The sequence below is a fragment of the Catenulispora sp. MAP12-49 genome (genome assembly GCF_041262705.1).
Classification (GTDB): domain Bacteria; phylum Actinomycetota; class Actinomycetes; order Streptomycetales; family Catenulisporaceae; genus Catenulispora.
The window spans coordinates 76,311-98,542 of the sequence record NZ_JBGCCP010000034.1 but is presented as its reverse complement, the minus strand read 5'-3'; the positions used below and the strand labels follow the sequence as shown (position 1 = coordinate 98,542).

The window sequence follows — 22,232 nt, the reverse complement described above, 5'->3', positions numbered from 1 at the left end:
TCACGCCTCCGGTTTCAGCACGCGCACGTACACGAACGAGAACACGGCGCCGATCACCAGCAGCAGCAACGAGATCGCGGTGCCGTAGCCGACCTCGGAGAACTTGAAGGCCTGCTGGTACATCAGCACCGGCAGCGTCGAGCTGGCGAAGCCGGGGCCGCCGGCGGTCATGACGTAGATCAGCGTGAACACCGACAGCGTCTGCAGGGTGATCAGCATCAGGTTGGTCATGATGGAGGACCGGATCAGCGGCAGGATCACCGACCACAGCTTGCGCCAGCCGGTCGCGCCGTCCAGCTCGGCCGCCTCCTGCAGATCGGTCGGGACGTCGTCCAGCGCCGCGTTGTACACCAGCATCGAGAACGCGGTGCCGCGCCAGACGTTGGCGATGATGACGGCGAGCATCGGACTGCTGTAGAGCCAGTCCTGCCCGCTCATCCCGACGGCCTTCATCAGCTGGTTCAAGGTCCCGTTCTGGCCCAGGAACGCGTACCAGATGATCGCGCTGACGACCTCCGGCAGCACCCACGCCGACACCACGATCCCGCCGACCACCCCGCGCACCCAGCGTCCGCGGCCGCGCATCAGGAGCGCGATCGCCAGGCCCAGCAGGTTCTGGCCGATCACCGCCGAGCCCAGCACGAAGACCACGGTGAGCCAGATCCCGTTGGTGACGTTGGGATCGGAGAACAGCCGGCGGAAGTTGTCCAGCCCGACCCACTGCGGGTTCTGGGCGCCGTCGCCGGTGAGCGCGGCGTTGGTGAACGAGCTGTAGATGCTCCACAGCACCGGGCCGAGGAAGAACAGGAAGAGCATGATCAGGGCCGGCGCCAGCGGGAGGTGCCGGGTCGCCCGGGCCGCGCGGGCCCGGCGGGCGCGGCGGGGGGACAGAGCCTGCCCCACCGCCGCGCCCGCGAGATCTGCGCCGGCAAGGTCTGCGCCGGCAAGATCTTTGCCGGCGAGTTGTGCGCGGGGCTCCATCAGCTGGTGCCCGCCGCCACGTCGCCGGAGCCGACGATGCCCTTCAGGGTCTCGGTGTACGCCTTCATGGCGTCGGCCGGCGAGGACTGGCCGGTGATCACCGCCTCCATCGCCACCTGGATCGCGTCGGACACCTTCGGGTACTCGGCGTAGGCCGGGCGGTACTGGGTGACCGGGACCAGGCCGGTGAAGAACGCGGTGGTCGGGTTCGTGCTCTGGTACTTCGGGTCGGCGGCGACGTCGTTGCGCACCGCGATCTGGCTGTCGGCGATGTCGTAGGACGCCGAGTTGTCCTTGTTCAGCGCCAGTTCGATGAACTGCGCGCCCAGGTCCTTGTTCTTGGACTTCGCGGTCACCGCCAGCGTCCAGCCGCCGGACATGCTGATGGTGCCCTTGCCCGAGCCGTCCTGCGTCGGCATCGCCGCCTCGCCGATCGCGGAGTTCCAGTCGGCCCAGGGCTTGGCCCCGGAGGCGCCCCAGGTGCCGGTGACCCAGGAGCCGTCCAGGTCGATGGCGAGCTTGCTCTGGGGCAGCATCTGGCCGGCGACCACGTTGGGGATGTTCGGGTCGAGCTCCTGCTGCGGCGGGATGGTCAGGCCGCTGCCGTAGGCGTCCTTGAGGAACTGCAGGGCGTCGGTGAAGCCCTTGCTCGGAGCGGTCCACTTCTTGGTGGAGCTGTCGTACAGGGTGTCCTGGGTGCCGTAGAGGAGCATCTCGAAGCCCTGCATCGTGCTGCCCTCGCCGTCGGGCTTGCCGGCGTAGACGTTGAGCGGGACCACGCCGGGCGAGCTCGCCTTGACCGCTTTAGCGGCGGCCAGGACGTCCTGCCAGCTCTTGGGCTGCCACGGCATCGTGATCCCGGCCTTGGTCAGCAGAGCCTTGTTGTAGTACAGCGCGCGGGTGTCGGTGCCCATCGGGACGCCGTAGGTCTTGCCGTCGCTGCCGCGCGCTGCGGACTTGGCCGTGTCCGGGAACTGCGACCAGTCACTCCAGGTCGACAGGTAGGAGTCCAGGGGCGTCAGGTAGCCGGCCTTGATGTCGGAGTTGATGAGGAAGGTGTCCTCGTAGACCACGTCGGGCGCGGTCGAGCCGGAGCCCATCATCAGGTCGATCTTGGTGTAGTAGTCGTTCTCGGCCGCGGCGATCGGGTCCAGCTTGACCGTGATCCCGGGATGCGCGGCCTCGAACTGCGCCTTCACCTTCTGCATGTGGGCGTCGACCTGGATCTCGTTGCCGAACTTGACGTAGGCGACCTTGAGCGTTTTACCGCCGCTGCCGCCACTGGAGGAGGACGACGAGCAGGCGGTCAGGGCGAGCGCGGCGGCCCCGCCGGCGCAGGCTATACGTATACCCGTGGACAACATCCTGACTCCTTCGCGACAGAGTCTCCACCGCGTGGGCGCGCGGCGGAGGAAGAGGAGGGAGTGGCGCCATGCTTTGAGAAAACGTTATTTTCGCGTTAATCTAGGCGCGTGGTCCGGGGCACCGTCAAGCCCTGCGAATGTCTCGATCAGGTCACGGCGGCCCGTAGAGCGGATATTCCATGACGAAGGCTTCAGGGCGCCGGTCCAGACGCCCGACAATGGTGGACGTCGCCCGCGAGGCCGGCGTCGCGGTCAGCACGGTCTCCCGCGTGGTCAATCAGGACCCGACGGTCGGCCCGGAGTTCGCCCGCCGGGTGCAGACCGCCATCGACACCCTCGGCTACCGCCCCGACGAGCAGGCGCAGCAACTGCGCCGGGGCACGAGCCGCACCATCGGCGTGGCGGCCCGCGAGATGTCGGCCCGCAACCCGCTGCTGGCGGAGTTCGAGCGCGGCGCGTACGCCTCCGGCCTGACCGTCTTCGCCGCGTCCACGGCGGACGACGTCGAGCGCGAGCGCGCGGTGGTGCTGTCGATGGCCCGGCGCGGCTTCGACGGCGTGGTCGTCGAACCGATCGGCCCGGACCACTCCTACCTCGCCCCGGAGATGGCCACGGGCCTGGCGGTGGTGGCGGTGGACCGGCCCGTCGCCGGCCCCGAGACCGACGCGGTTTTAGCCGCCAACGCGGCCGGCATCCGCATGGCCTACCGCCAACTCACCGCCCACGGCCACACCCGGATCGCCTACATCGGCGACCACGAACGCATCTTCACCGGCCGGGAACGCGCGGCGGCCTTCCGCGCCTGCCTGAGCGCCGACGGACGCGCCGTGACAGGGCTGGTCCACACCGGCGAGACCGTGCAGAGCCGCATCAGCACGGCGATGCGCGCCGTCCTGTCGGGGGACTCACCGGCCACCGCACTGGTCACCGGCAACGTCACGACCACCCTGGCGGTCCTGACCCACCTGGCCGCCGAGGTCCCGCCCGACCGCCGCCCGGCCCTGGTCGGCTTCGACGACTTCCCCCTGGCGGGCCTGCTCGACCCCCCGGTGACGGTGATCTCCCAGGACAGCTCGGCCATGGCCTACGCCGCCCTGCACCTGATGACGGCCCGCCTGGCCGAACCGGACCGCACCCCGGAGACGATCACGGTCCCGGTGACCCTGACAGCCCGCGGCTCCGGAGAAAGACCGCCACCCTAACGGAGCCCCAGTGCCGTTAAAATACCCCCGATGACCGACCAAGCCCCACCCCCCGGCACCCTCCGCCCCGGCGGCCGCACCGCCCGCACCCGCGAGGCGGCCCTGCGCGCCGCCGAGGACGCCCTCATCGAGCACGGCTTCGACGCCCTGGACCTGGCCGACATCGCCCGCCGCGCCGACATCGGCAAGACCACGGTCTACCGCCGCTGGGGCACCCCGGCAGCACTCGTCGCGGACCTGCTCATCGACATGGCCGACCAATCCCTGCCCCGCACCGAGACCGGCACCCTGGACGGCGACCTGCGAGCCAACGCGGAACTGGTCCGCAAGACACTCACCGACCCCCGCTCCAGCGCCCTGTTCAAGGCGGTGATCACGGCGGCGGCCGGCGACCCGGCGACAGCGACGGCGCTGCACCGGTTCTACGCGACGCGGATCGCGGAGTGGGCCCCATGCGTCGAGCAGGCGGCCGCGCGCGGCGAGGTCCCGCAGGGCACTGACGCGGCGGAGGTGATCCGCGCGGTCTCGGCGCCGCTGTACTACCGCTTCCTGGTCAGCGGCGACGCGCTGGACGCGGCGAGCGCCGAGCGGGCCGCGGCGGCGGCTGCGGCGGGGGCGCGCGCGGGGGCTTTTGTGGTGCGGGGCGGCGGGGGCGGCTGAGCTGGGATTGACGCCGCAGCCTCCGCATTCGCCGCCGCCGACCGCAAGCCGCAAGCCGCAGCAGTTCGCCAGCCTCGAAAGTTCGCCGCCGCCAACCGCCAACCTCGAAAGTTCGCCGTTGCCAGCCGCCGACCTCGGCAGTTCGCCGCCGGCAGCCGCCTAACAGCCGCCGCAAGCCAGCTCAATCAGCCGCCCAACTCCCGCTCGCCTCGCCATCCCCCTCCGCCAGCGAAGCCACCCGCCCCCGATCCACCTCGAACGCCAAGCTCAGCTCCGCCACGTGCCGCGGATCCGACAGCGTCCGGCCGGTCCGCTCCTCCAGGCGCCTCAGCCGGTATCGCACCGTGTTCGGGTGCACGTACAGCGTTCGTGCCGCCTCGTCGGCGGAGCCGCCGTGGTCGAGCCAGGCGCCGAAGGTGTCCAGGAGGATGGCTCGGTCCTCGGCGGGCATGTTGTCCAGGCCGGACAGGATTGCTCGGGACAGTCTGGCCATCACGTCGGGGGCGCTGGCCGCCGCCACCGACAGGGAGTCGCGGCCGAAGACCACGACCTTGCCGGGGCCGGCCGCGCCGCGCAGGGCTACGCGGGCCAGGCGCAGGGCCTGGGAGGTGCCGGTGAGGTCGTCGAACAGGGGGCTGATGCCGACGCGGCCGACGCTGTCGGCGGCCAGGGCGTCGATGAGGACGTCCAGTTGGTCCGCGGGGCGCGGCAGGCTGGCCAGGCCGATCTCGACGTCGTGCAGCAGGCGCCAGGCCGAGGTGATGCTCTGGCGCTGGAGCCCTTCCTCCATGCCGCGGGTCAGGCCGTGTTCGCCGGCGCCGGCCACGCGGGCGGCGATCACCACGTACGGGCCCTGGTGCGGCAGCCGCAGCGCGTCGGCGGCCTCCCACACCTGCGGTTCGGACAGGTGCCCCTCCAGCAGGGCCTGGATCAGGGCCGAGCGGCGCTGCTCCTCGCTGCGGATGCGAGCCGCGAGTTCCGTGCGGTAGCTGTCGGACATCACGTCGGTGAAGCCCGACAGGCGGCGCCACAGGGCCGAGGCGGCGCGCAGGGCGACCCGGGGGGCGACCTCGTCGCGTTCGGCGGCCTCGGCCAGGTGCTCCCAGATGTACGCCAGCGAGATCTGGTACGCCTCGAACACCGCCGACATCGGCACGCCCTCGGCGGCGCGGGCGCGGCCGGCGAGGTCGGCCGGGGCGTTGCCGTCCAGGGCCGGGTCCAGGAGGCCGTCGAAGATCACCCGGAAGTGTTCGACCACCGAGCGGTGCAGGTCGGCGGGCGACACCCGTTCGGCGTAGGCGGGAACCAGGGCGATGATGCGGGCGGCGACACCCGCCGCGAACTCCTCGGTGCGTTCGAGCATCCGGTCGGCCAGCGCTTCGGCCCCGGCGTCCACCTGATCGTCGTCCGCCATAGCTACGCATCGTAGCGATCCGGCTATCTCCCGGAATGGGTTTTCCCAGTTCCGGGAGTTCCCACTTCGATCACTGAGCGTCGGGGGCGCCGGGGTCGACGTCGATCAGCCACCGCGTCGCGGCCCGCGGCCGCAGATACAGCACCCAGTACAGCGCAGCCACGGCGGTCGCACCGAGCGTCCAGTAAAGATCCGACGGCTGGGTGCGCCAGAGTTCGAACAGCACGCCGACCAGGCTCGCCACGACCAGGACCGGCACCGCCGGCCACAGCGGCATCCGCCACGCGCTCTTCGCCTTGTGCGCCCCGCGCCGCCCGGCCAGCGCCGCGACCGCGACGATCAGGTACAGCCCGGTCACCGCGACCCCGGTGATCCCGTTGAGCGTGGCGACCGGCGCGAAGCACAGCGCGGTCCCGGGCGCGCCGACCGCCAGCGTGGCGACCCACGGCGCCCCGAAACGCTCCGACACCGTGCCCAGCGCCCGGTTCACCGGCTCCGGCCACGCCTTGTCCCGCGCCGAGGCGAACAGGATCCGCGAGTTCTGGATCACCATGACGATCGCCGCGTTGACGATGGCCGCGGCGATGCACAGCGCGACGAAGGCCCCGACCGCCGAATCGCTCCAGCCCTTGACCATCCCGATCAGGTCGAAGTTGTCGCCGGTCAGCGCACTGGCGCCGCCGGCCCCCAGAGTGATGGCCACCGTCGGCACGACGACCACGACCGCACCGAGCCCGAGCGTCCACAGCACCGCCCGCGAGACGTTCCGCCGCGGCTCCTGGATCTCCTCCGAGAGGTAGACAGCGGTCGCGAAACCCTGCAGGGCGAACAAAGCCACAGCCAGACCGACCATGACGGTCGCGAACGGCAGCGCCCCGGTGTGCTGCCCGTCGGACACCACCGGATGGATCAGGACGCCGGCCCCCTGATGCGCGTGCGAGAACCCCAGCACCGCCACCACCCCGGCCGCGATCACTTCCAGGACCAGGAACACCCCGGTGATCCAGGCGTTGGCGCGCAGGTCGAACACGCCCATGATGGTCGACGCCGCCATCACGAACGCCCCGGTGTACGCCCCGCTGACCGGCAGCGCCGGAATCGCGGCGTGCAGGTACTCCCCGGTCCCGATGGCGATGATCGGCGGGATGATGAACGCCGCGACCCCGGCCAGGAAGAACGTCAGCCAGCCCGAGACCCGCCCCAGCAGCGACCCGACCATGGCGTACTCACCGCCGGCCGAGGGAATCAGGGTGCCCAGCTCGGAGTAGCAGAAGGCGACGCCGACGCACAGGACGCCGGCGATCCCCAGCGTGAGCGCCGTCCCGGTGCCCTGCGTGGCGAACAGGCCCGGCACGATGACGAACAGCGAGCTGGCCGGGGTCAGGCAGGACAGGGTGAGCAGGACCGCGCCGACCAGACCCAGCGAGCGGGCGAGTGCAGGCTTGCCGGGGGCGCCGGGCGTACCGGTGGTGCCGGCCGCGGTACCGGCTGTGTCGGGCGTGCCGGAGGATGCGGAAGCCGAAGGCCGCGCCAAGATCTCGGTCATACTCGACTACCGCCTCCACACCGATCGGCCACGGGCCATGAGCGACCCGTGTGTTCGGGCTATGAAAAGTGATGGACGTAACGGGCGTCAAGGCTGGTCAGCCGCGAATTCCGCAGTAAATGCGGACATAGCGAAGCCCGCGCCGACGCTGTTTGATCAAGAGCGGTTGGAGATAGTCCCCAACACCGGCCGTCGCCACCACATTCGCAGGCATGCGAGCCCCACAGCCTTGGATCACCAGGCGACGGAAACACGTGCGCTCCACAGAAAATCGACGCCGCGCACCGGTACCGTGGTGCGTCATGGAGGGGTTCGAAGCATCGCCGCGCGTCACCCGGCGTCGCGAGACGAACACATTCAGTGCCCGATCACTGTTGATGACCCTCCTCGGCGAATACGTCCTCCCCTACGAACGTCCGGCGTGGACCTCGACCATCGTGGAAGCGCTCAGCGCGGACGGCGTCGAGGAGAAGGCCGCGCGCCAGGCACTGGCCCGCACCTCCGCCGAGGGCTGGATCGCCTCGGAACGCGTCGGCCGCCGCGTGCGCTGGACCCTCACCCCCGAGGGCCGCCGGCTGCTGACCGAAGGCGCCGAGCGCATCTTCGCCTTCGGACGCACCGCCCCCGCCTGGGACGGCCGCTGGCTCATGCTCCTGGTGACCGTCCCGGAAACCCGCCGCGATCTGCGCCACCGCCTGCGCACCCGCCTCACCTGGGCCGGCTTCGGCACCCCCGACCCCGGCGTCTGGATCAACCCGGACCCGGCCCGCGAGCAGGAGGCCCGGCACGTCCTGCGCGACCTGGACCTGGATCAGGGCGCGATGTCGTTCACCGCGGCGCACGGCGCCGTCGGCAGCCAGGCCGCGATGGTCGCCCGCGCCTGGGACCTGAGCACCCTGGAAGCCGAGTACGAAGCGTTCGTCACGACGTTCGGCGCCCTCGCGCCCGACACCGACGCGGCCGCCCTGCGGGCCCAGAGCCGCCTGGTCCACGAATGGCGCCGCTTCCCCTTCCTCGACCCGCGTCTGCCGCGCGAGCTGCTGCCCGCCGACTGGACCGGCGCGAAAGCCGTCGAGGTCTTCCACGCGCGGCACGCCGAATGGAGCCAGGCGGCACAACGGGAATGGGACGCCTTAGACGGCGCGTGACGGCTCGTCCTCCACAAGAGCCACATGGTTCCGCTGACGCGGCACCCGCTCGAAGACTCCCCACTGCGACACACCTCCCTTGACCTGCGAGTGCTTCAGCCGGAAGACCGGGGGCAGGTCCCGAAGGTAGATGAGGTGGGTGTGCGGGCTGGAACGGCGCTGGTTCACACCGAGCCGTTCCAGCACCTTGCACGCCCAGTCCATGTGCGGCAGCGGGGTGGTCACCATCAGCTTGCCGCCGGGCTTGAGCAGGTCGGCCATCGCGGCGTAGAAGTCGCCGTGCTCGATGACCTCGAACGCCACGATCGCGTCGAACGACGCGGGCCGCAGCCCGAGCGCCCGCCAGCGGTTGACGTCGCCGTGCACGAACTCGTGCCCCAGTGGCTTCGCCGGCCGCACGATGTCGATCCCCACCAGATCAGTCCATCCATGGCGGACTGCGAACTCCCCGAACCAGCCGTCGGCACAGCCGACTTCGAGGATGCGCGCGTCCTTCGGCAGCTGACCGAGGAAGAACTGGAGCTTGGCACGCCGGGCCACATCGCTGAGAAAAGCCATGAATAGACCCTAAGCGCATCAAAGCGCGCGTTTCATCCCGCCGCGCGGTCACACCCGCCGGCGATCGAAGTCCGCCGCCACCCCCGAGCCGTACCGCGAGAGCGCACCGTTCGGGCCCGAGGCGTTCGGCCGCACGAACACCCAGTTCTGCCACGCCGCGAGCCGGCCGAAGATCTTCGTCTCCATGGTTTCCGGGCCGGGAAAGCGGAGATTCGCCTCCATCGCGGTCAGCGCGTCCGGCGACAGCGCCGCACGTTCTTGCAGCGCCACGCGCAGTTCGTCCTCGAAGTCCAGATCATCGAGCGCGTAGGTGACCAGCCCCAGCTCCACCGCCGCGTCGGCGTTCAGCCGCTCCCCCACATACGCCGCGGCTTCCAGGCCGCCATCGTGTCCCCAGAACCGCATCGCCAGGCGGCTCAACCCGTTCGCGGTCGGCCACGCGGCCAGGTTCGCGGCCGTCACCATCAGCACGGCGGGTTCGGCGTCCGGATCGACGTCCTCGAACACTCCGTCCAGCATGTACTGCCGGTCCGCGGCCAACGCCATTTCCAGCAGCAGCCCGGCGAAGCAGCTTCCCGGGTCGATCACCGCCACCAGGCTTCGGCTGGTCATGTCGAGCCGCTTCAGCGTCCGCTTGTAGTAGTGCCGCACCTCGTTCACGAACCAGTCGTCGGCCAGCGCGGTCAGCTGCGCGTCGTACGCCGCGACCGCCTCGACCGAGCCGCGGGTGCGCAGGACCCAGGTCCCGATCTCGGGTTCGTTCGTCCGCAACCGGAGTATCGCGTCGTCGAGCGCGCGAGTCAGGGCCAGCGGCCAGTAATCAGCCCCCTGAGTGTGGACGTCGGCGGGCGGCGCGTCGCTCGGCCCGAGAAGGGTGAGGTCCGCGCGACGGGCTTCCCTGTCGATCTCGACGGTCAGAAACGGATAGGCCAGCGAGTCCCCGTCGACGGCCCGCGCCAACGGCGTCAGCGCGATGCCCTTCTCGGCTCCGGCCTCGATCCCCTCGGCCCGGCGCGAACGGCGCGCCGCCTCCTCGGCCACGCGTGCGACTTCGGTCGCGAAACGCACTGGCGAGGCGACTGTGTCGACCAGTCCCCACTCCAACGCGGTCGCCCCTCGGAAGCCCTCTGTCTTGGTGGCGAAGACGTCCGCGCGGTCGCGGCGCACATGCCGCTTGTCGGTCAGCCTGGTCAGCCCGCCGGTGCCCGGCAGCACGCCCAGCAGCGCCACCTCGGGCAGGGACACGGTCGTGGAACCGTCGTCGACCAGCACGAGGTGCTCGCACGCCAGCGCCAGCTCGTAGCCGCCGCCGGCCGCCGGGCCGTTCACCGCGGCGATCCACGTCTGCCCGGAGTGCGCGCTCGCGTCCTCGATCCCGCAGCGGGTCTCGTTGGTGAACTTGCAGAAGTTCACCTTCCACGCGTGCGAGGACTGAGCCAGCATCCTGATGTTGGCGCCCGCGCAGAACATCCTGTCCAGGCCGCCGGTGAGCACCACGGCGCGGACCTCCGGATGCTCGAACCGCAGCCGTTGCACGGCGTCGTAGAGCTCGATGTCGACGCCGAGGTCGTAGGAGTTCAGCTTCAGCGCGTACCCCGGCACCAGTCCGCCGTCCTCGGCGACGGCCAGCCGGAGCGTGGCGATCGCGCCGTCGAGCTGCAGCGTCCAGTGCCGGTACCGGTCCGGCGCGGTGTCGAAGTCCACACTGGTCAAGCCCACAGCGGTCGAGTCCGCACCGGTCGAGCTCACGCCGGTCAAGCCCACACCGGTCGAGTCCACGCCAGTCATCCGATGCCCTCCTCGGCCAGGTGCACATAGTCGAACTCGACCGGCTGCTCATTGATGCCGGTGCGCGGCGGCGTGATCCAGGCGGCGAAGCGTCCCGGCTCGTACTCCGGCTGCATCATCGAGGCCACGGCCGCACGGTCCTCCGGAGTCGGCAGCCAGTCCTTGGACCGCGCCTCCCAGGCAGCGGCGTCCAGGACTTCGCCGTCCGGGCTGATGTGGTGCCCCGCGTAGGCGCCGACCTTGCGGTGGAATCCCTCGTGCGGCAGCGCAAGGCGGTGTGGGAGCCCTGCTTCGGCGAGCACCTGGTTCCAGCGCTTCACCCCGCGGGCGCAGTCGGCGATGTACTCGTCGCGCAGGTCCAGGTTCAGGGCGTTGAGCAAGGGCACCGGCTGGGCCGTCAACCGTCCGTCCTCGACCACTGTCATCGAGCGCTCGGCGCCGATCAGGACGTGGTCGTCGTCGCGGCGGGTCTCCTGCCAGCGGCCCTTCACGCCGGCGCTGAAGTAGGTGCCGGCGTTCGTGGACCGCTCGGAGCCGAACAGGTCCAGCGACACCGATAGTTGAAAGTTCAGATAACGTTGGATGATCGCCAGGGGGATGGCACCGTACGCGAGCACGTCCTCGGTATCGTGCGCGGCCATCTGCTGCGCGGTCCGTTCCACCACCCGCTGCACGCCGGTCGTCCCGACGAACATGTGGTGCGCCTCTTCCTTGAGCATGAACTCGCAGGTACGGGCCAAGGGGTCGAACCCCGATTCCTTCAGTGTGCCGAGCTGGTACTTGCCGTCCCGGTCAGTGAAGTAGGTGAACATGAAGAACTGGAGCCAGTCGGTGGTCGCCTCGTTGAAGGCCCCGAGTATCCGGGGGCTGTCGTGGTCGCCGGAGTGCCTGAGCAGCAGCTGGTCCGCCTCCTCGCGGCCCTCGCGCCCGAAGAAGGCGTGCAACAGGTAGACCATCGCCCACAGGTGACGGCCCTCCTCGACGTTGACCTGGAAGAGGTTGCGCAGGTCGTACAGGCTCGGCGCGGTCCGGCCGAGGACGCGCTGCTGCTCGACCGAGGCCGGTTCGGTGTCGCCCTGGATGACGATCAGGCGTTGCAGGACGGCGCGATGCTCGCCGGGGACCTGCTGCCACGCCGGTTCGCCCTTGTGCCGGCCGAAGCCGATGACCCGGTCCGGATCGCGTTCGGCCAGGAAGATGCCCCAGCGGTACTGCTCCATCGGGACGTGCGCGAAGTGGGCCCAGCCGTCCCGGCCGACGGCCGTGGCAGTGCGCAGATAGACGTCCTTCGTGGGCAGGGCCGGGCCGAGGTCGCGCCACCAGTCCAGGAACCGGGGCTGCCAGCCCTCCAGAGCCCGCTGCAGGCGCCGGTCGCCGGCCAGACCCACGTTGTTGGGGATGCGTTCGCTGTAGTCGATCGGCACGGGCATCAGGGCCCTCCTTGCGCTGCGCGAAGCCGCCGGGCTCTTCGGCGGTGTGCCGGAGCCCTGTTAACGTTCTACACTCGGCGCGCGCGACTGCCAATATGCTGTCGAACATCATCGTCCACTACTATTCTCCAGATCTTTATGTTCGGGGGGACTGGGGCGGCGGCGATGACGATCGTGCAGAACACGGCCAAGATCCTGGTCGCCGGCGGATTCGGCGTGGGCAAGACCACGCTGGTCGGCACGGTGTCCGAGATCGAGCCGCTGACCACCGAGGCCGAGATGACCTCGGTGGGACGCGGCATCGACGACACCGTCGGCGTGCCCGGCAAGACCGCGACCACGGTGGCGTTCGACTTCGGGCGCCTGACCCTGGCCGAGGACCTGATCCTGTACCTGTTCGGCACCCCCGGCCAGGAACGGTTCTGGTTCCTGTGGGAGGAACTGGCCCGCGGCGCCGTCGGCGCGGTGGTCCTGGCCGACGTGCGCCGCCTGGCCGACGCCTTCGCCGCCATCGACTTCTTCGAGCACCGCCGCATGCCGCACGTGGTGGCGGTGAACCAGTTCGACGGCGCCCGCGCCTACAGCGAGGACGCCCTGCGCGAGGCCCTGGCCATCCCGGCCTCCACCCCGGTCATGATCTGCGACGCCCGCGACCGCACCTCCACCGTCACCGTCCTGCTGGCCCTGGTCGAACACGCGGTGAAGTGGCACGCCGAGGAGGCGTGAACGACCGGGAGCGCCGAACCTGTCAGCACCCCCGCCTACGATGGACGACGTGCAAGATCTGGTGACTGGCGAAGATGGCCTTGCCCGCTGCGGCTGGGCCGGCACGGGCGGCGACTACGCGGCGTACCACGACACGGAGTGGGGCCGCACCCTGCACGGCGACGACGCGATGTTCGAGCGCCTGAGCCTGGAGGGCTTCCAGGCCGGCCTGGCCTGGATCACCGTCCTGCGCAAACGCGAGGCGTTCCGCAAGGCCTTCCACGACTTCCAGATCGACGCCGTGGCCGCCCTCACCCAGGCCGACGTCGAGCGCCTCCTGACCGACCCCGGCATCATCCGCAGCCGCGCCAAGATCGAGTCCGCGATCCACAACGCCCGCATCGTCCGCGACCTCCCCGAGGGCCTGGACGCCTACCTGTGGAGCTTCGCCCCCGGCACCCACCGCCGCCCCAAGTCCTTCACCGAGACCCCGACCGAGACCCCGGAGTCCAAGGCCATGGCCAAGGCCCTGAAGAAGACCGGCGTGAAGTTCATCGGCCCCACCTCCGCCTACGCCCTCATGCAGGCCACCGGCATGGTCGACGACCACCTGAAGGGGTGTTTCCGCGCCGCCGCCTGAGGGCCCCGGCACCGCGAAAACGTGGTCAACAGGGGCCCTGGAGATCTGCTAATGTTTCACCCGTCAACGCGACACCAGCAAGATCAAGCGCCGCTAGCTCAATAGGCAGAGCAGCGGACTCTTAATCCGCGGGTTCGGGGTTCAAGTCCCTGGCGGCGCACCCGTAGCAGTTCCCGGCTCAGGCTTCTGAGCTGGGAATTTTGCGTTTCAGGCCCCGAAGAGCTCGAACCTGTCGGACCGAGGCCGACATCACCGTCCAGTGTGGACTTCAACCCGGTTTGCACCCGCGCTGCACCCTCGGGTTGAAGGATTTCGCGGCACGTCGGCGGATGCTCTTAGGCATGACAACGGCTGAGTGGTTCACCGACATCGCGCTCCCGCCCATCGCCGCATCGCGCCGCACGCTGCGCGCCCTGGCCCGCACGCGGCCTCGGCTGGCCGTGGCGGCCGCCACGGTGGCCCTCGGGGCGGCCGCCTGTTCGTCCGGAGGCGGGCACCCGAGCAGCGCTCCGAGCAACGCTCCGAGCACGCCAGCCACGCCAGCCACGGCCGTGACGGCCACCACGGCGGCGTCGACCCGGCCACGCGATGCTCGTCCAGGACTCCGACCGGTTCGCCTCCCTGGTGACTCAGTTCACCGCGGCGTCAGGCGTCGAATAGATCGGGCGCAAGACCCCCGGCCGCAGAGAATCCCTGACTCAGGGCTCTGTCTTTCCGGCAATTCCAGTGCGATGATGCGGCTGACCAGCACCCTTACTGATCGGAGACCTTGATGATCGCACGACGCGTGATCCGTCTGACCACGGCGGCCGCCCTGGCCACGTCCGTGATCGGCCTGGGCGTGGGCGCAGCCTCCGCGGCGACGGCCACGACGAGCTTCCCGTGCTCGGATTCCGGGGTCGGCGCCACCCAGGGGCTCGCCGAGAACAACGCGAAGCAGAACCTCATCGGCGACTACACGGTCCTGTCGGGGATCACCATCTCGTACAACACTCAGGAGCCGGACGGCTCGTGGTACGCCGTCGCGTCGGCGCGTTGCGGGGAGCCCCGATAAGCGGTCGGATCGGGCTTCTGGGACCCCTGGCAGACTGGCTGCCGGGGGTCTTCGCCGTGGTTCGCCGTCTGAATCCCTTTGAGGGCCTAATGGGGGAAATAGCCGCCCATCGAACATTTCCCCGACCGCCCGGGGAATTTGTCCGAGATGATCAAAGGACTATTACACAGGGCCGGAGCCCTCACCGTCGCGGCCGTCCTGGCCGTGCTCGGCGTCACTCTTTCGGCGGCGCCGGCCGCCGCGGCGAGCAAGAAGGTCGTCTACATCACCTTCGATGACGGCCCCAGCCGCTACACCCCGCAGGTCCTCAAGGTCCTGGCGCAGTACGGGGTGCACGCGACGTTCTTCGAGGTGGGGCAGAACGTGGCCGCGCATCCGTCGCTGACGTCCCAGGTGTACCGGCGGGGCAACAGCGTGCAGAACCACAGTTGGTCCCACCCCGACCTGCGGAACCTGACCGCGGCGCAGATCCAGTACCAGGTGAGCGCCACCGACCGGCAGATCCTCGCGCACACCGGCTACCGCCCCTGCTGCCTGCGGCCGCCGTACGGGGCGGTGAACGGCGCTGTGCGGGCCCAGGCCTCGGCGCTCGGCAAGAAGCTCGTGCTGTGGACGGTCGACCCGCGGGACTGGTCGCGGCCCGGCACGGCCACGATCCGGAACCGGGTGCTCAGCAAGGTGCGGCCGGGGTCCGTGGTGCTGCTGCACGACGGCGGCGGGGATCGCAGCCAGACCGTCGCGGCGCTCAGCGGGATACTCAGGACCCTGAAGGCGCGGGGGTACACGTTCGCGACGTGGGCCAGGTGACCGAGGGCGTGAGCGTCCGGGCGGCGGGGGCGTCAGACGGCCCGCATACTGTTGGCCCATGACTCCGAACGAGCTGAAGTCGGCATGCCTCGCCCTCCACGGAGCCGTCGAGGACTTCCCCTTCGGCGCCGAGACCTCGGTGTTCAAGGTCTCCGGGAAGGTCTTCGCGATCACCCGGCTGGACAACGAACCGCTGTCGGTGAGCCTGAAGTGCGACCCGGAGCTCGCCGTGAGCCTCCGGGCCGCACACCCGGCGATCATCCCGGGCTACCACCTGAACAAGCGGCACTGGAACACGGTGACGATCGACGGCTCGCTGAGCGAGCAGATGGTCGTGGAGATGATCGAGGATTCCTACGACCTGGTCGTGAAGTCGCTGACCCGGGCCCAGCGCGCCGCTCTCGGGGCGTAGCCGGCGACATATCCTGCGCACGTGTCGAATTCAGATCTGTGGAGCCCCATCAACGGCCCCGGCTCCGAGGCCACCGTCGTCGAGATCTTCTCGACCTGGCTCGCAGAGCAGGGCTGGACACGCAAGGACCTCCCGAAGCACGGTGACTTCCCCGACATCGAGGCCCGGCACGTCGACGGCCGCCGGCTCGTCGCCGAGGCGAAGGGATTCACCCGCGATTCCGGCGCCAGCCTCGACATCGGCTACGGACAGCTCCTGCGGCGGATGAAGGGCGAGCCGGACACCACGTACGTGCTGGTCGTGGCCAAGACGGTGGTCCGGTTCGCGCAGCGGGTGCCCTCCGAGGTGCGCGGCAGGCTCGGAATCGCGCTCTACACCGTCGACGCGCTGGGGAAGGTCGAGCACGTCGACGGGCCGGCGCTGTGATCCGGTAACGCGATTCAGCCGAATCATTGTCAGTCCCGCGTGCCACACTGCCGACAACCGGGACCGGTCCCGGCCGCCCGCCCACCACAGCGGGCTCCAGCACCCTGTCCGCAGGGACCATCACCCCTGCGCTGGAGGCATCGTGAAACTGCTCCTCACCTCCGCCGGAGTGAAGAACCCCAGCATCCGGCAGGCCCTGCTCGACCTCCTGGGCAAACCCATCGAGGAAGCCGACGCTCTGTGCATCCCCACCGCCGGCTACGGACACCCCATGGGAAGCCCGGCCGGAGCCTGGCGATTCATCACCGGCCAGGCCACCACCCCGATGTGCGAGCTCGGCTGGAAGTCCATGGGCGTCCTTGAGCTCACCGCCCTGCCCAGCATCGGCGCCGAACGCTGGCTGCCGTGGGTGCAAAAGGCCGACGTCCTGCTCGCCAACGGCGGTGACGCGCTCTACCTGTGCCACTGGATGCGCGAGTCCGGCCTGGCGGACCTGCTTCCCACCCTGCCCGAGAAGGTATGGGTCGGACTGAGCGCCGGCAGCATGGTGATGACGCCCCGCATCGGAGACGACTTCGTCGGCTGGAAGTCCCCGACGGGAAGCGACGAGACCCTGGGCGTCGTCGACTTCTCCCTCTTCCCGCACCTGGACCACCCGGCCCTGCCCGAGAACACCATGGCCGACGCCGAACGCTGGGCGGCCGACCTGCCGAACCCGGCCTACGCCATCGACGACGACACGGCCGTCAAGGTCGTCGACGGGGTCGTCGAGGTCGTGTCCGAGGGGCACTGGCGACTCTTCTGACACGGTCGAAAAGGACGGCTCTGACTGGGGTGTGGGTCGGTGTGGGTCAGTGTGGGGTGGCGTGGGGTGTTGGTGCGGTCGGCTGGTGGTTTTTAGGAGCTTTTTACGGCTTTGCGCATGGTTTGCGGGATCCGCTGGTGGCGCGGGGTCGGGGATGGGTGACGTTGTGTGTGGGCGGCGATGGCGTGGGCGCCCGCGCAAGGCACCGGCTGGCCCGCTGGGCTGAACCGCCTACGGCAGGCTCCGCAGCCGCGAGACCGGCGACAGCGCGACCGGCACCAGCATCACCGCGGAGCCGATCGCGATCGCCGTGATCGCGGTGTGCGCGCCGAGCGTCTGGGCCAGCACGCCGCCGAGCAGGCCGCCCAGCGAGCCGCCGCCGAACAGCAGCGTCCGGAACGCCGCCGTCATGCGCCCGCGCAGCTGCGGCGGCGTGGCGTTCATGCGGAGGCTGACGCCGACCACGTTGGCGATCCCGAGCCCGAGGTAGGACACGAAGAAGGCCGCGGTGAAGCAGCCGAACACCACGGCCCGGGGCCCGCCGGCGACCGCGATCAGCAGCGGGCCGGCGAACAGCGCCGACATCGACACCGCCCAGACCGGCCCGAGCGGCAGGCGGGCCAGCAGCCGGCGAGAAAGCGCGGCGCCGATCAGGCCCCCGATCGAGGAGACGGAGAACACCACGCCGATCAACGCCGGGCTCAGGCCGCGGTCGCGGGAGGCGTAGACGAGGAACATCGTCCAGACCGACACCATGGAGAAGTTCGTGAACGGCCCGATCAGCGCCAGAGAGCGCAACAGCCGGTGCCCGAGGACGAACCGCAGGCCCTCGGCGATCTCCCCCGGGATGCCGCGCCGCGCCCCGGCTCCCGTCCCGTCGCCGGTCCCGGTCCCGGCCCCGGCGGCCGGCTTGGGCTCGGGTGTGCGGATCCACAGCAGCGTCGCCAACGACACCAGATACGAGACGGCATCGACGGCCAAGGCGATCGGGGCCGTCAGCGCGCCGATGATCGCGCCGGCCAGGCCCGGTCCGGCGACGTCCGCGCTGGAGGCGGTCACGCCGGTCTTCTGGTTCGCCTCCAGGTAGTGCGCGGGATCGCCCACCAGCGTCGGGACGAACGACATCCAGCTGACGTCGAACAGCACCGAGAACACCCCGATCGCGCACGCCAGCGTCAGCAGCAACGGCAAGGTCAGCGTCCCGGTCGCCGACAGCACCGGTATCGCGCCGACCAGCAGCATCCGCGCGGCGTTGGCCACCATCATCACGCGCTTGCGGCGCATCCGGTCCACCAGCGCGCCGAACACCAGCGCCAGGACCAGATACGGCACCAGTTGCAGGAACCTCAGCACGCCGACCATCCCGGCGCCGGCGTGGAACGACAGGATCGCGGTGAGCGGCAGCGCGAGGTTGGTGACCTGGGTGCCGAACAGCGACAGGGTCTCGCCGGACCAGAACTTCAGGAAGTCGGTGTTGCGCCACAGGCTGTCGGTGCCACCAGCGCTTCTAACAGGAGAGATGGTCGTCATGCGTGAGAAGAGTGGCAGAGACTTCTAACGGATGCAACTAGCGAGTACCATAAGAATATGGAAGCCGGACCCACCCTCGCCCTCGACCTGGCCAACACGCTCTCCATGGCGCGCGGCAAGATCCGCGACGCCCTGCCGAGCTGGCTGGCGTCCCACAGCGCCGCGCCGGAGGGGATCCCGCAGGCCCAGAAGGCGCGATTCACAGAACTGCGCGACGGGATCCGGGCCCTGATCAACGCCGCGATCGCGAACGAGCCCTATCCGGCCGAGGCGCTGCGGATGGTCAACACCGCCTCGGCCGGCGCCCCGTTCTGGCTCGAACTCGACGGGGCCGGACGCGTCGCGGAGAAGGAGGGGAAGGCGGTGGGAAGCGACCCGGAGGCCCTGCTCGGGACCATCGCCCGCCACGCCATCACGCTGCTCGGCGGGCCGGAGCGTGAGGCGCTACGCGCGTGCCAGGCGCCGGGCTGCGTGCAGTTCTTCGCGCGGACTCACCCGCGCCAGGAATTCTGTGGCCCCGCCTGCGGAAACCGGGCTCGGGCAGCGCGGCATTACGCGCGGCACAAGGATGACGAGCAGGCCTGACCGCGTTGCCGCCGAACGGCGTTCAGGCACCGTCCTTACTGCCCTTCTCCCCCTGGTTTCCGATGATCCGCGGCAACTCACCCCGCGACGAGACCCCCAGCCGCCGATACACCCGCCCCAGATGCGCCTCGACCGTCCGCGGGCTGAGGAACAGCCGCTGCGCGATCTCCCGCGACCGCATCCCCTCGGCGGCGAGCGCCGCGATCTCCCGTTCCCGCTCGCTCAACATGCCCAGCGGCCCGTCGCCATGGGCCTGCGGCGCGTCGCCGCCGACGCCACTACCGCCGTCGGTGTCCCCGTCGGCATCCCCGTCGCCGTCGCCCCGGCCGATCTCCAACTCCGCACGCGCGCGTACCGTGTCCTCCTGCACCCACAGCGCGCCGAGCGCATCCGCCGCAACCGAGGCGGCGTCCAGCCACACCAGTGCCGCGTCATGGCCCTGCGTCGCATCGGCGGCCGCGGCCCCCATCGCCTGGGTCCAGGCCCGCTGGATCGGGGCGCCGGCCCGCTCGAAACGGTCGGCGGCCCGCTCGAAGAGGTCCACGGCCAGGTCCGGGCGGCCGTCGGCGAGGTGCAGCGCGGCGCGGGCGCGCATGGCGCTCGCGGTCTGGCCGGGCAGGGCGAGGCGGGCCGCGGCAGATTCGGCGTCCTCGGTCCAGCGCCGCGCCGCCGCCAGGTCGCCGCAGCGGAGTGCGGCCATGGCCATCACGCCCTTGAGCGAGGGTTCCAGAGCGGGCTGCGCCGCTGCCACGTCCTGTCCGTCGGCACGCTCCAGCATGGTCCGCAGGGCGCCCTCGGGGTCGCCGCCGAGCAGCTGCACCTGGGCCGCCAAACCGAGTGCGCTCAGGGCCCACCAGCTGCGGTGTGATTCGACGTCGGCGATGGCGGACTCGGCGAGCGCCAGGATCTCGCGCACGTCGCGCTGGCCGCGGGTCCAGATCATGGCCGAGGCCTGGACCGCCTTGGCCAGTCCGACGCCTTCCTCCGATCCGATGGCGGTGGCGAGTCGTTCGGCCTGCACCGCCCACTCGGTGCTGGTCTCCAGCCGGCCGCTGAACACGTCCACGGAGGCCAGGGCGAGCAGCAGGTGCAGCACCACGTGCAGCTGGGTGCCGCCGCTGGCGACCTTCAGGCCGCGCTTCAGGTGCCGGGAGGCGTCGTCGAACCGTTCCAGGTAGAGCTCGGCGATGCCGAGGGTGGCGAACATCTCAGGGGACTGACCGGCCTGCGGGTCGGCCAGCGCGTCCACGGCGTTCGCGCACTGCCGCATGGCGAGGACGGCGGTCTCCACGTCCCCCAGGTAAGAGTCCTGACACAGCTCCAGACAGCGGATCGCGACCTCGGTCGGGTGCACGGGCCGGGCGGTGGTGTCCACCGCCGCGCGGATCATCTCGCGGGCCTGGACGTGGTCCCCGCGCAGGGTCTGCACCAGCGCGTACTCGTAGACCATCATGACGGCCTCGAGCGGCAGCGTTTTGCCGGGCCCGGGGTCGGGCAGCAGGCTGAGCGCCGTGGCGGCGATGGCCTCGGCCTCGGCGTAGCGGCACAGCAGCCGCTCGACGTCCGCGGCGGCGCCGTAGGCCCGCAGCGCGAGCTGCCACGGCAGGTCCGCGACGTGCCCCAGCACCCGGTGGACCAGCGTCCGGGCCTCGTCCAGCCGGCCCACGGCTATCAGGGCCCGGCAGAGCAGGATCTCCAGTTCCGGCCGCGCGGAGCCACCGTGCGGGATGTACTCGAGCGCCAGCCGCGACCAGTGCGCCGCGGCGGCGGGGTCGCGCGCCACCACCTCGGCGGCGGCCCGGGCCAGGATCGGCGCGGCGGTCTCCGAGGCCGTGCCCAGCAGGTTCTCCGCGTGCCGGGCCAGTGCCGTCGCGGCGGCGTCGCGCTTGACGAGCAGGTCCAGCGCGCGCCGGTGGCCCGCCGACTGTTCGGAGAAGCTGGCGTGCTCGTGGACGACGTGCCCCAGCACCGGATCGCGGAAGACGAACTCGCCGTCGCCGCGCGCCCGCACCAGGTCGGCCCGCGACAGTTCGCCGAGCGCGGCCAGGACCCGGTCGGTCGGCAGCCCGCACACCTCGGTGACGTCCTCGGGCCGGAACGGGTCGCCCAGGATGGCGGCTCCGCGCAGGACCACGCCGGCGTCCGCGGACACCAGGTCGAGTTCGGAGGTCAGCGCGGCCGCCTCCCGCAGCAGCCCGCCGGGGTCGCCGCCGGCCTGGAACGGCCACAGCACCGGGTCCCAGCCGCCGGCCAGCAGGATCCTGAGATTGCGCGGGCTGCCGCCGGCCGCCTCGCCGAGCCGGTGGTCGCAGGCCTCGTCCGCGGCCGTCCCCGCGCCGGTCCCCGCCGCCTTCGCGATCGCCCCGCCGGCCCAGCGCCCGGCCAGCTCGCACAGGGCGTCGGCGGCCAACGGCGCGGCCTCGACCCGGATGACGGTGCCGATGCGGACGCCGTCGTCCAGGGCGGCGAGCAGCGCCGGGCTCGTCTGCCGCGGACGGTGCGCCAGGGCGAGCAAGAAGGGTCCGGGCACGGGATTGCGAACCAGCCCCACGGCGATCTCGACGGACCCCGGATCGCACCACTGCACGTCGTCGAGCAGCACCGCACCGCCGGCCCCGACGGCCCACCCGGCGGCCAGCGCCCTGGCCGACTGCGGGTCCAGCGAGGCCTCGCGGTCCAGCGTGCCCGGCCCGAGAAGTTCCTCCCAGGCGCTGGCGAAGATCTGGCCGGGGGCCGCCCCGCCGCGGACCGCGTTCCCGCGGGCCAGCCGCGTCCCGGTCCCGGCCACCATCGCCGCCAGCGCGGTCAGCAGGCTCGTCTTCCCCATGCCGGGATCGCCGACGACCTCCACGACGGCGCCGTGCCCCAATCGCAGCATGCTGACGGCCTGTTCCAGGCGCGCGCTCTCCGCGTCCCGTCCCACAAGGGGCCCGTCGAACCGCGAAGGGCTTATCAGTGGCATCGACACACCATAAGACTCTCCAATCCCGGGAGCCGATATGCCAGGGTGCCTATTTCCCCTTCTGGCGCATGGCAATGACTTCCCGCGCGATGAACAGTCCGTACAGCGCGGTGAACGTGAGGAAAAGCAGCCACAGGCCGGCGCCGAGTTGGTACCTGTCTGCGATCAGCCGTCTCGACGGGCACCGCGTTTCCGAAGATCGCCCTCGCGACGTA

At 70.7% G+C, this 22,232-nt stretch carries 20 protein-coding genes and 1 tRNA gene; 12 read left to right on the top strand and 9 right to left on the bottom strand.

Features of this window, described 5'->3' with window-relative positions; genetic code table 11:
* Nucleotides 1-816, bottom strand: a complete 816-nt coding sequence (locus tag ABIA35_RS39525) for a carbohydrate ABC transporter permease (protein ID WP_370344798.1) — start codon at nt 814-816, stop codon at nt 1-3.
* Nucleotides 817-980: 164 nt separating this feature from the next.
* Nucleotides 981-2,345, bottom strand: a complete 1,365-nt coding sequence (locus ABIA35_RS39520; RefSeq protein ID WP_370344740.1) for an extracellular solute-binding protein — start codon at nt 2,343-2,345, stop codon at nt 981-983.
* Nucleotides 2,346-2,563: 218 nt separating this feature from the next.
* Here ABIA35_RS39520 and ABIA35_RS39515 point away from each other — a divergent pair, with 218 nt between their 5' ends.
* Both ABIA35_RS39515 and ABIA35_RS39510 read left to right on the top strand, forming a co-directional pair.
* Entirely contained in the window at nt 2,564-3,547 is a 984-nt protein-coding gene (locus ABIA35_RS39515) for a LacI family DNA-binding transcriptional regulator (protein ID WP_370361339.1), read from the top strand.
* Nucleotides 3,548-3,577: 30 nt separating this feature from the next.
* Nucleotides 3,578-4,207: a TetR/AcrR family transcriptional regulator gene (locus ABIA35_RS39510; protein WP_370361337.1), complete on the top strand. Its 630-nt coding sequence runs from the start codon at nt 3,578-3,580 to the stop codon at nt 4,205-4,207.
* Nucleotides 4,208-4,388: 181 nt separating this feature from the next.
* On the opposite strand, the gene ABIA35_RS39505 is transcribed toward ABIA35_RS39510, so the two are convergent.
* Nucleotides 4,389-5,621, bottom strand: a complete 1,233-nt coding sequence (locus ABIA35_RS39505; RefSeq protein ID WP_370344737.1) for a PucR family transcriptional regulator — start codon at nt 5,619-5,621, stop codon at nt 4,389-4,391.
* Between the two features lie 70 nt (nt 5,622-5,691).
* Nucleotides 5,692-7,167, bottom strand: coding sequence for an APC family permease (locus ABIA35_RS39500; RefSeq protein ID WP_370361336.1), 1,476 nt, complete (start codon nt 7,165-7,167; stop codon nt 5,692-5,694).
* A gap of 302 nt (nt 7,168-7,469) precedes the next feature.
* Between ABIA35_RS39500 and ABIA35_RS39495 the strand changes: the two genes are divergently transcribed.
* Nucleotides 7,470-8,315: a PaaX family transcriptional regulator C-terminal domain-containing protein gene (locus ABIA35_RS39495; RefSeq protein ID WP_370361335.1), complete on the top strand. Its 846-nt coding sequence runs from the start codon at nt 7,470-7,472 to the stop codon at nt 8,313-8,315.
* Here ABIA35_RS39495 and ABIA35_RS39490 read toward each other — a convergent pair.
* From ABIA35_RS39490 to boxB, 3 genes are read right to left on the bottom strand one after another with little or no spacing between them, the layout of a single operon-like run.
* On the bottom strand, nt 8,301-8,873 hold the full coding sequence (locus ABIA35_RS39490) for a class I SAM-dependent methyltransferase (RefSeq protein WP_370344734.1): 573 nt from the start codon (nt 8,871-8,873) through the stop codon (nt 8,301-8,303). The two genes, ABIA35_RS39495 and ABIA35_RS39490, sit on opposite strands and share 15 nt — an antisense overlap.
* A gap of 48 nt (nt 8,874-8,921) precedes the next feature.
* Nucleotides 8,922-10,661, bottom strand: coding sequence for a 2,3-epoxybenzoyl-CoA dihydrolase (boxC, locus tag ABIA35_RS39485; RefSeq protein WP_370361334.1), 1,740 nt, complete (start codon nt 10,659-10,661; stop codon nt 8,922-8,924).
* Nucleotides 10,658-12,091: a benzoyl-CoA 2,3-epoxidase subunit BoxB gene (gene boxB / locus ABIA35_RS39480; protein WP_370344732.1), complete on the bottom strand. Its 1,434-nt coding sequence runs from the start codon at nt 12,089-12,091 to the stop codon at nt 10,658-10,660. The genes boxC and boxB overlap by 4 nt, the downstream gene beginning before the upstream one ends.
* Before the next feature lie 165 nt (nt 12,092-12,256).
* Here boxB and ABIA35_RS39475 point away from each other — a divergent pair, with 165 nt between their 5' ends.
* The 8 genes from ABIA35_RS39475 to ABIA35_RS39440 all read left to right on the top strand — a co-directional run bounded on the left by ABIA35_RS39475 (nt 12,257) and on the right by ABIA35_RS39440 (nt 16,940).
* Nucleotides 12,257-12,817, top strand: a complete 561-nt coding sequence (locus ABIA35_RS39475) for an ATP/GTP-binding protein (RefSeq protein ID WP_370344731.1) — start codon at nt 12,257-12,259, stop codon at nt 12,815-12,817.
* A gap of 49 nt (nt 12,818-12,866) precedes the next feature.
* Nucleotides 12,867-13,436 (top strand): DNA-3-methyladenine glycosylase I, encoded by a 570-nt coding sequence (locus ABIA35_RS39470; RefSeq protein ID WP_370344730.1) that lies wholly within the window; start codon nt 12,867-12,869, stop codon nt 13,434-13,436.
* Between the two features lie 87 nt (nt 13,437-13,523).
* A tRNA-Lys gene (locus tag ABIA35_RS39465) sits at nt 13,524-13,596 on the top strand.
* 612 nt (nt 13,597-14,208) lie between these two features.
* A complete protein-coding gene (locus tag ABIA35_RS39460) occupies nt 14,209-14,490 on the top strand; it encodes a hypothetical protein (protein WP_370344729.1) in 282 nt (93 codons plus the stop codon).
* A 147-nt stretch (nt 14,491-14,637) separates the two neighbouring features.
* Nucleotides 14,638-15,297, top strand: a complete 660-nt coding sequence (locus tag ABIA35_RS39455) for a polysaccharide deacetylase family protein (protein WP_370344728.1) — start codon at nt 14,638-14,640, stop codon at nt 15,295-15,297.
* Between the two features lie 58 nt (nt 15,298-15,355).
* Nucleotides 15,356-15,709 (top strand): MmcQ/YjbR family DNA-binding protein, encoded by a 354-nt coding sequence (locus ABIA35_RS39450; protein WP_370344727.1) that lies wholly within the window; start codon nt 15,356-15,358, stop codon nt 15,707-15,709.
* Nucleotides 15,710-15,730: 21 nt separating this feature from the next.
* Nucleotides 15,731-16,135 (top strand): hypothetical protein, encoded by a 405-nt coding sequence (locus ABIA35_RS39445; protein ID WP_370361333.1) that lies wholly within the window; start codon nt 15,731-15,733, stop codon nt 16,133-16,135.
* Nucleotides 16,136-16,277: 142 nt separating this feature from the next.
* Nucleotides 16,278-16,940: a Type 1 glutamine amidotransferase-like domain-containing protein gene (locus ABIA35_RS39440; RefSeq protein ID WP_370361332.1), complete on the top strand. Its 663-nt coding sequence runs from the start codon at nt 16,278-16,280 to the stop codon at nt 16,938-16,940.
* Nucleotides 16,941-17,171: 231 nt separating this feature from the next.
* Here ABIA35_RS39440 and ABIA35_RS39435 read toward each other — a convergent pair whose 3' ends face one another.
* Nucleotides 17,172-18,470, bottom strand: a complete 1,299-nt coding sequence (locus tag ABIA35_RS39435) for an MFS transporter (RefSeq protein ID WP_370361331.1) — start codon at nt 18,468-18,470, stop codon at nt 17,172-17,174.
* A gap of 57 nt (nt 18,471-18,527) precedes the next feature.
* Here ABIA35_RS39435 and ABIA35_RS39430 point away from each other — a divergent pair, with 57 nt between their 5' ends.
* The gene (locus ABIA35_RS39430; RefSeq protein WP_370344723.1) at nt 18,528-19,055 is read left to right on the top strand and encodes an ABATE domain-containing protein; all 528 of its coding nucleotides are present in this window, start codon (nt 18,528-18,530) and stop codon (nt 19,053-19,055) included.
* A 22-nt stretch (nt 19,056-19,077) separates the two neighbouring features.
* Here ABIA35_RS39430 and ABIA35_RS39425 read toward each other — a convergent pair whose 3' ends face one another.
* Nucleotides 19,078-22,017, bottom strand: coding sequence for a LuxR C-terminal-related transcriptional regulator (locus tag ABIA35_RS39425; RefSeq protein ID WP_370361330.1), 2,940 nt, complete (start codon nt 22,015-22,017; stop codon nt 19,078-19,080).
* Nucleotides 22,018-22,232: the final 215 nt, after the last annotated feature.

What these genes read in the sequence shown, in the direction of transcription:
- ABIA35_RS39525 (WP_370344798.1), bottom strand. Translation starts at nt 816, where the DNA reads ATGCTCTTCCTGTTCTTCCTCGGCCCGGTGCTGTGGAGCATCTACAGC.
- ABIA35_RS39520 (WP_370344740.1), bottom strand. Translation starts at nt 2,345, where the DNA reads ATGTTGTCCACGGGTATACGTATAGCCTGCGCCGGCGGGGCCGCCGCG.
- ABIA35_RS39515 (WP_370361339.1), top strand. Translation starts at nt 2,564, where the DNA reads ATGGTGGACGTCGCCCGCGAGGCCGGCGTCGCGGTCAGCACGGTCTCC.
- ABIA35_RS39510 (WP_370361337.1), top strand. Translation starts at nt 3,578, where the DNA reads ATGACCGACCAAGCCCCACCCCCCGGCACCCTCCGCCCCGGCGGCCGC.
- ABIA35_RS39505 (WP_370344737.1), bottom strand. Translation starts at nt 5,621, where the DNA reads ATGGCGGACGACGATCAGGTGGACGCCGGGGCCGAAGCGCTGGCCGAC.
- ABIA35_RS39500 (WP_370361336.1), bottom strand. Translation starts at nt 7,167, where the DNA reads ATGACCGAGATCTTGGCGCGGCCTTCGGCTTCCGCATCCTCCGGCACG.
- ABIA35_RS39495 (WP_370361335.1), top strand. Translation starts at nt 7,470, where the DNA reads ATGGAGGGGTTCGAAGCATCGCCGCGCGTCACCCGGCGTCGCGAGACG.
- ABIA35_RS39490 (WP_370344734.1), bottom strand. Translation starts at nt 8,873, where the DNA reads ATGGCTTTTCTCAGCGATGTGGCCCGGCGTGCCAAGCTCCAGTTCTTC.
- boxC (WP_370361334.1), bottom strand. Translation starts at nt 10,661, where the DNA reads ATGACTGGCGTGGACTCGACCGGTGTGGGCTTGACCGGCGTGAGCTCG.
- boxB (WP_370344732.1), bottom strand. Translation starts at nt 12,091, where the DNA reads ATGCCCGTGCCGATCGACTACAGCGAACGCATCCCCAACAACGTGGGT.
- ABIA35_RS39475 (WP_370344731.1), top strand. Translation starts at nt 12,257, where the DNA reads ATGACGATCGTGCAGAACACGGCCAAGATCCTGGTCGCCGGCGGATTC.
- ABIA35_RS39460 (WP_370344729.1), top strand. Translation starts at nt 14,209, where the DNA reads ATGATCGCACGACGCGTGATCCGTCTGACCACGGCGGCCGCCCTGGCC.
- ABIA35_RS39455 (WP_370344728.1), top strand. Translation starts at nt 14,638, where the DNA reads ATGATCAAAGGACTATTACACAGGGCCGGAGCCCTCACCGTCGCGGCC.
- ABIA35_RS39450 (WP_370344727.1), top strand. Translation starts at nt 15,356, where the DNA reads ATGACTCCGAACGAGCTGAAGTCGGCATGCCTCGCCCTCCACGGAGCC.
- ABIA35_RS39435 (WP_370361331.1), bottom strand. Translation starts at nt 18,470, where the DNA reads ATGACGACCATCTCTCCTGTTAGAAGCGCTGGTGGCACCGACAGCCTG.
- ABIA35_RS39430 (WP_370344723.1), top strand. Translation starts at nt 18,528, where the DNA reads ATGGAAGCCGGACCCACCCTCGCCCTCGACCTGGCCAACACGCTCTCC.
- ABIA35_RS39425 (WP_370361330.1), bottom strand. Translation starts at nt 22,017, where the DNA reads ATGCCACTGATAAGCCCTTCGCGGTTCGACGGGCCCCTTGTGGGACGG.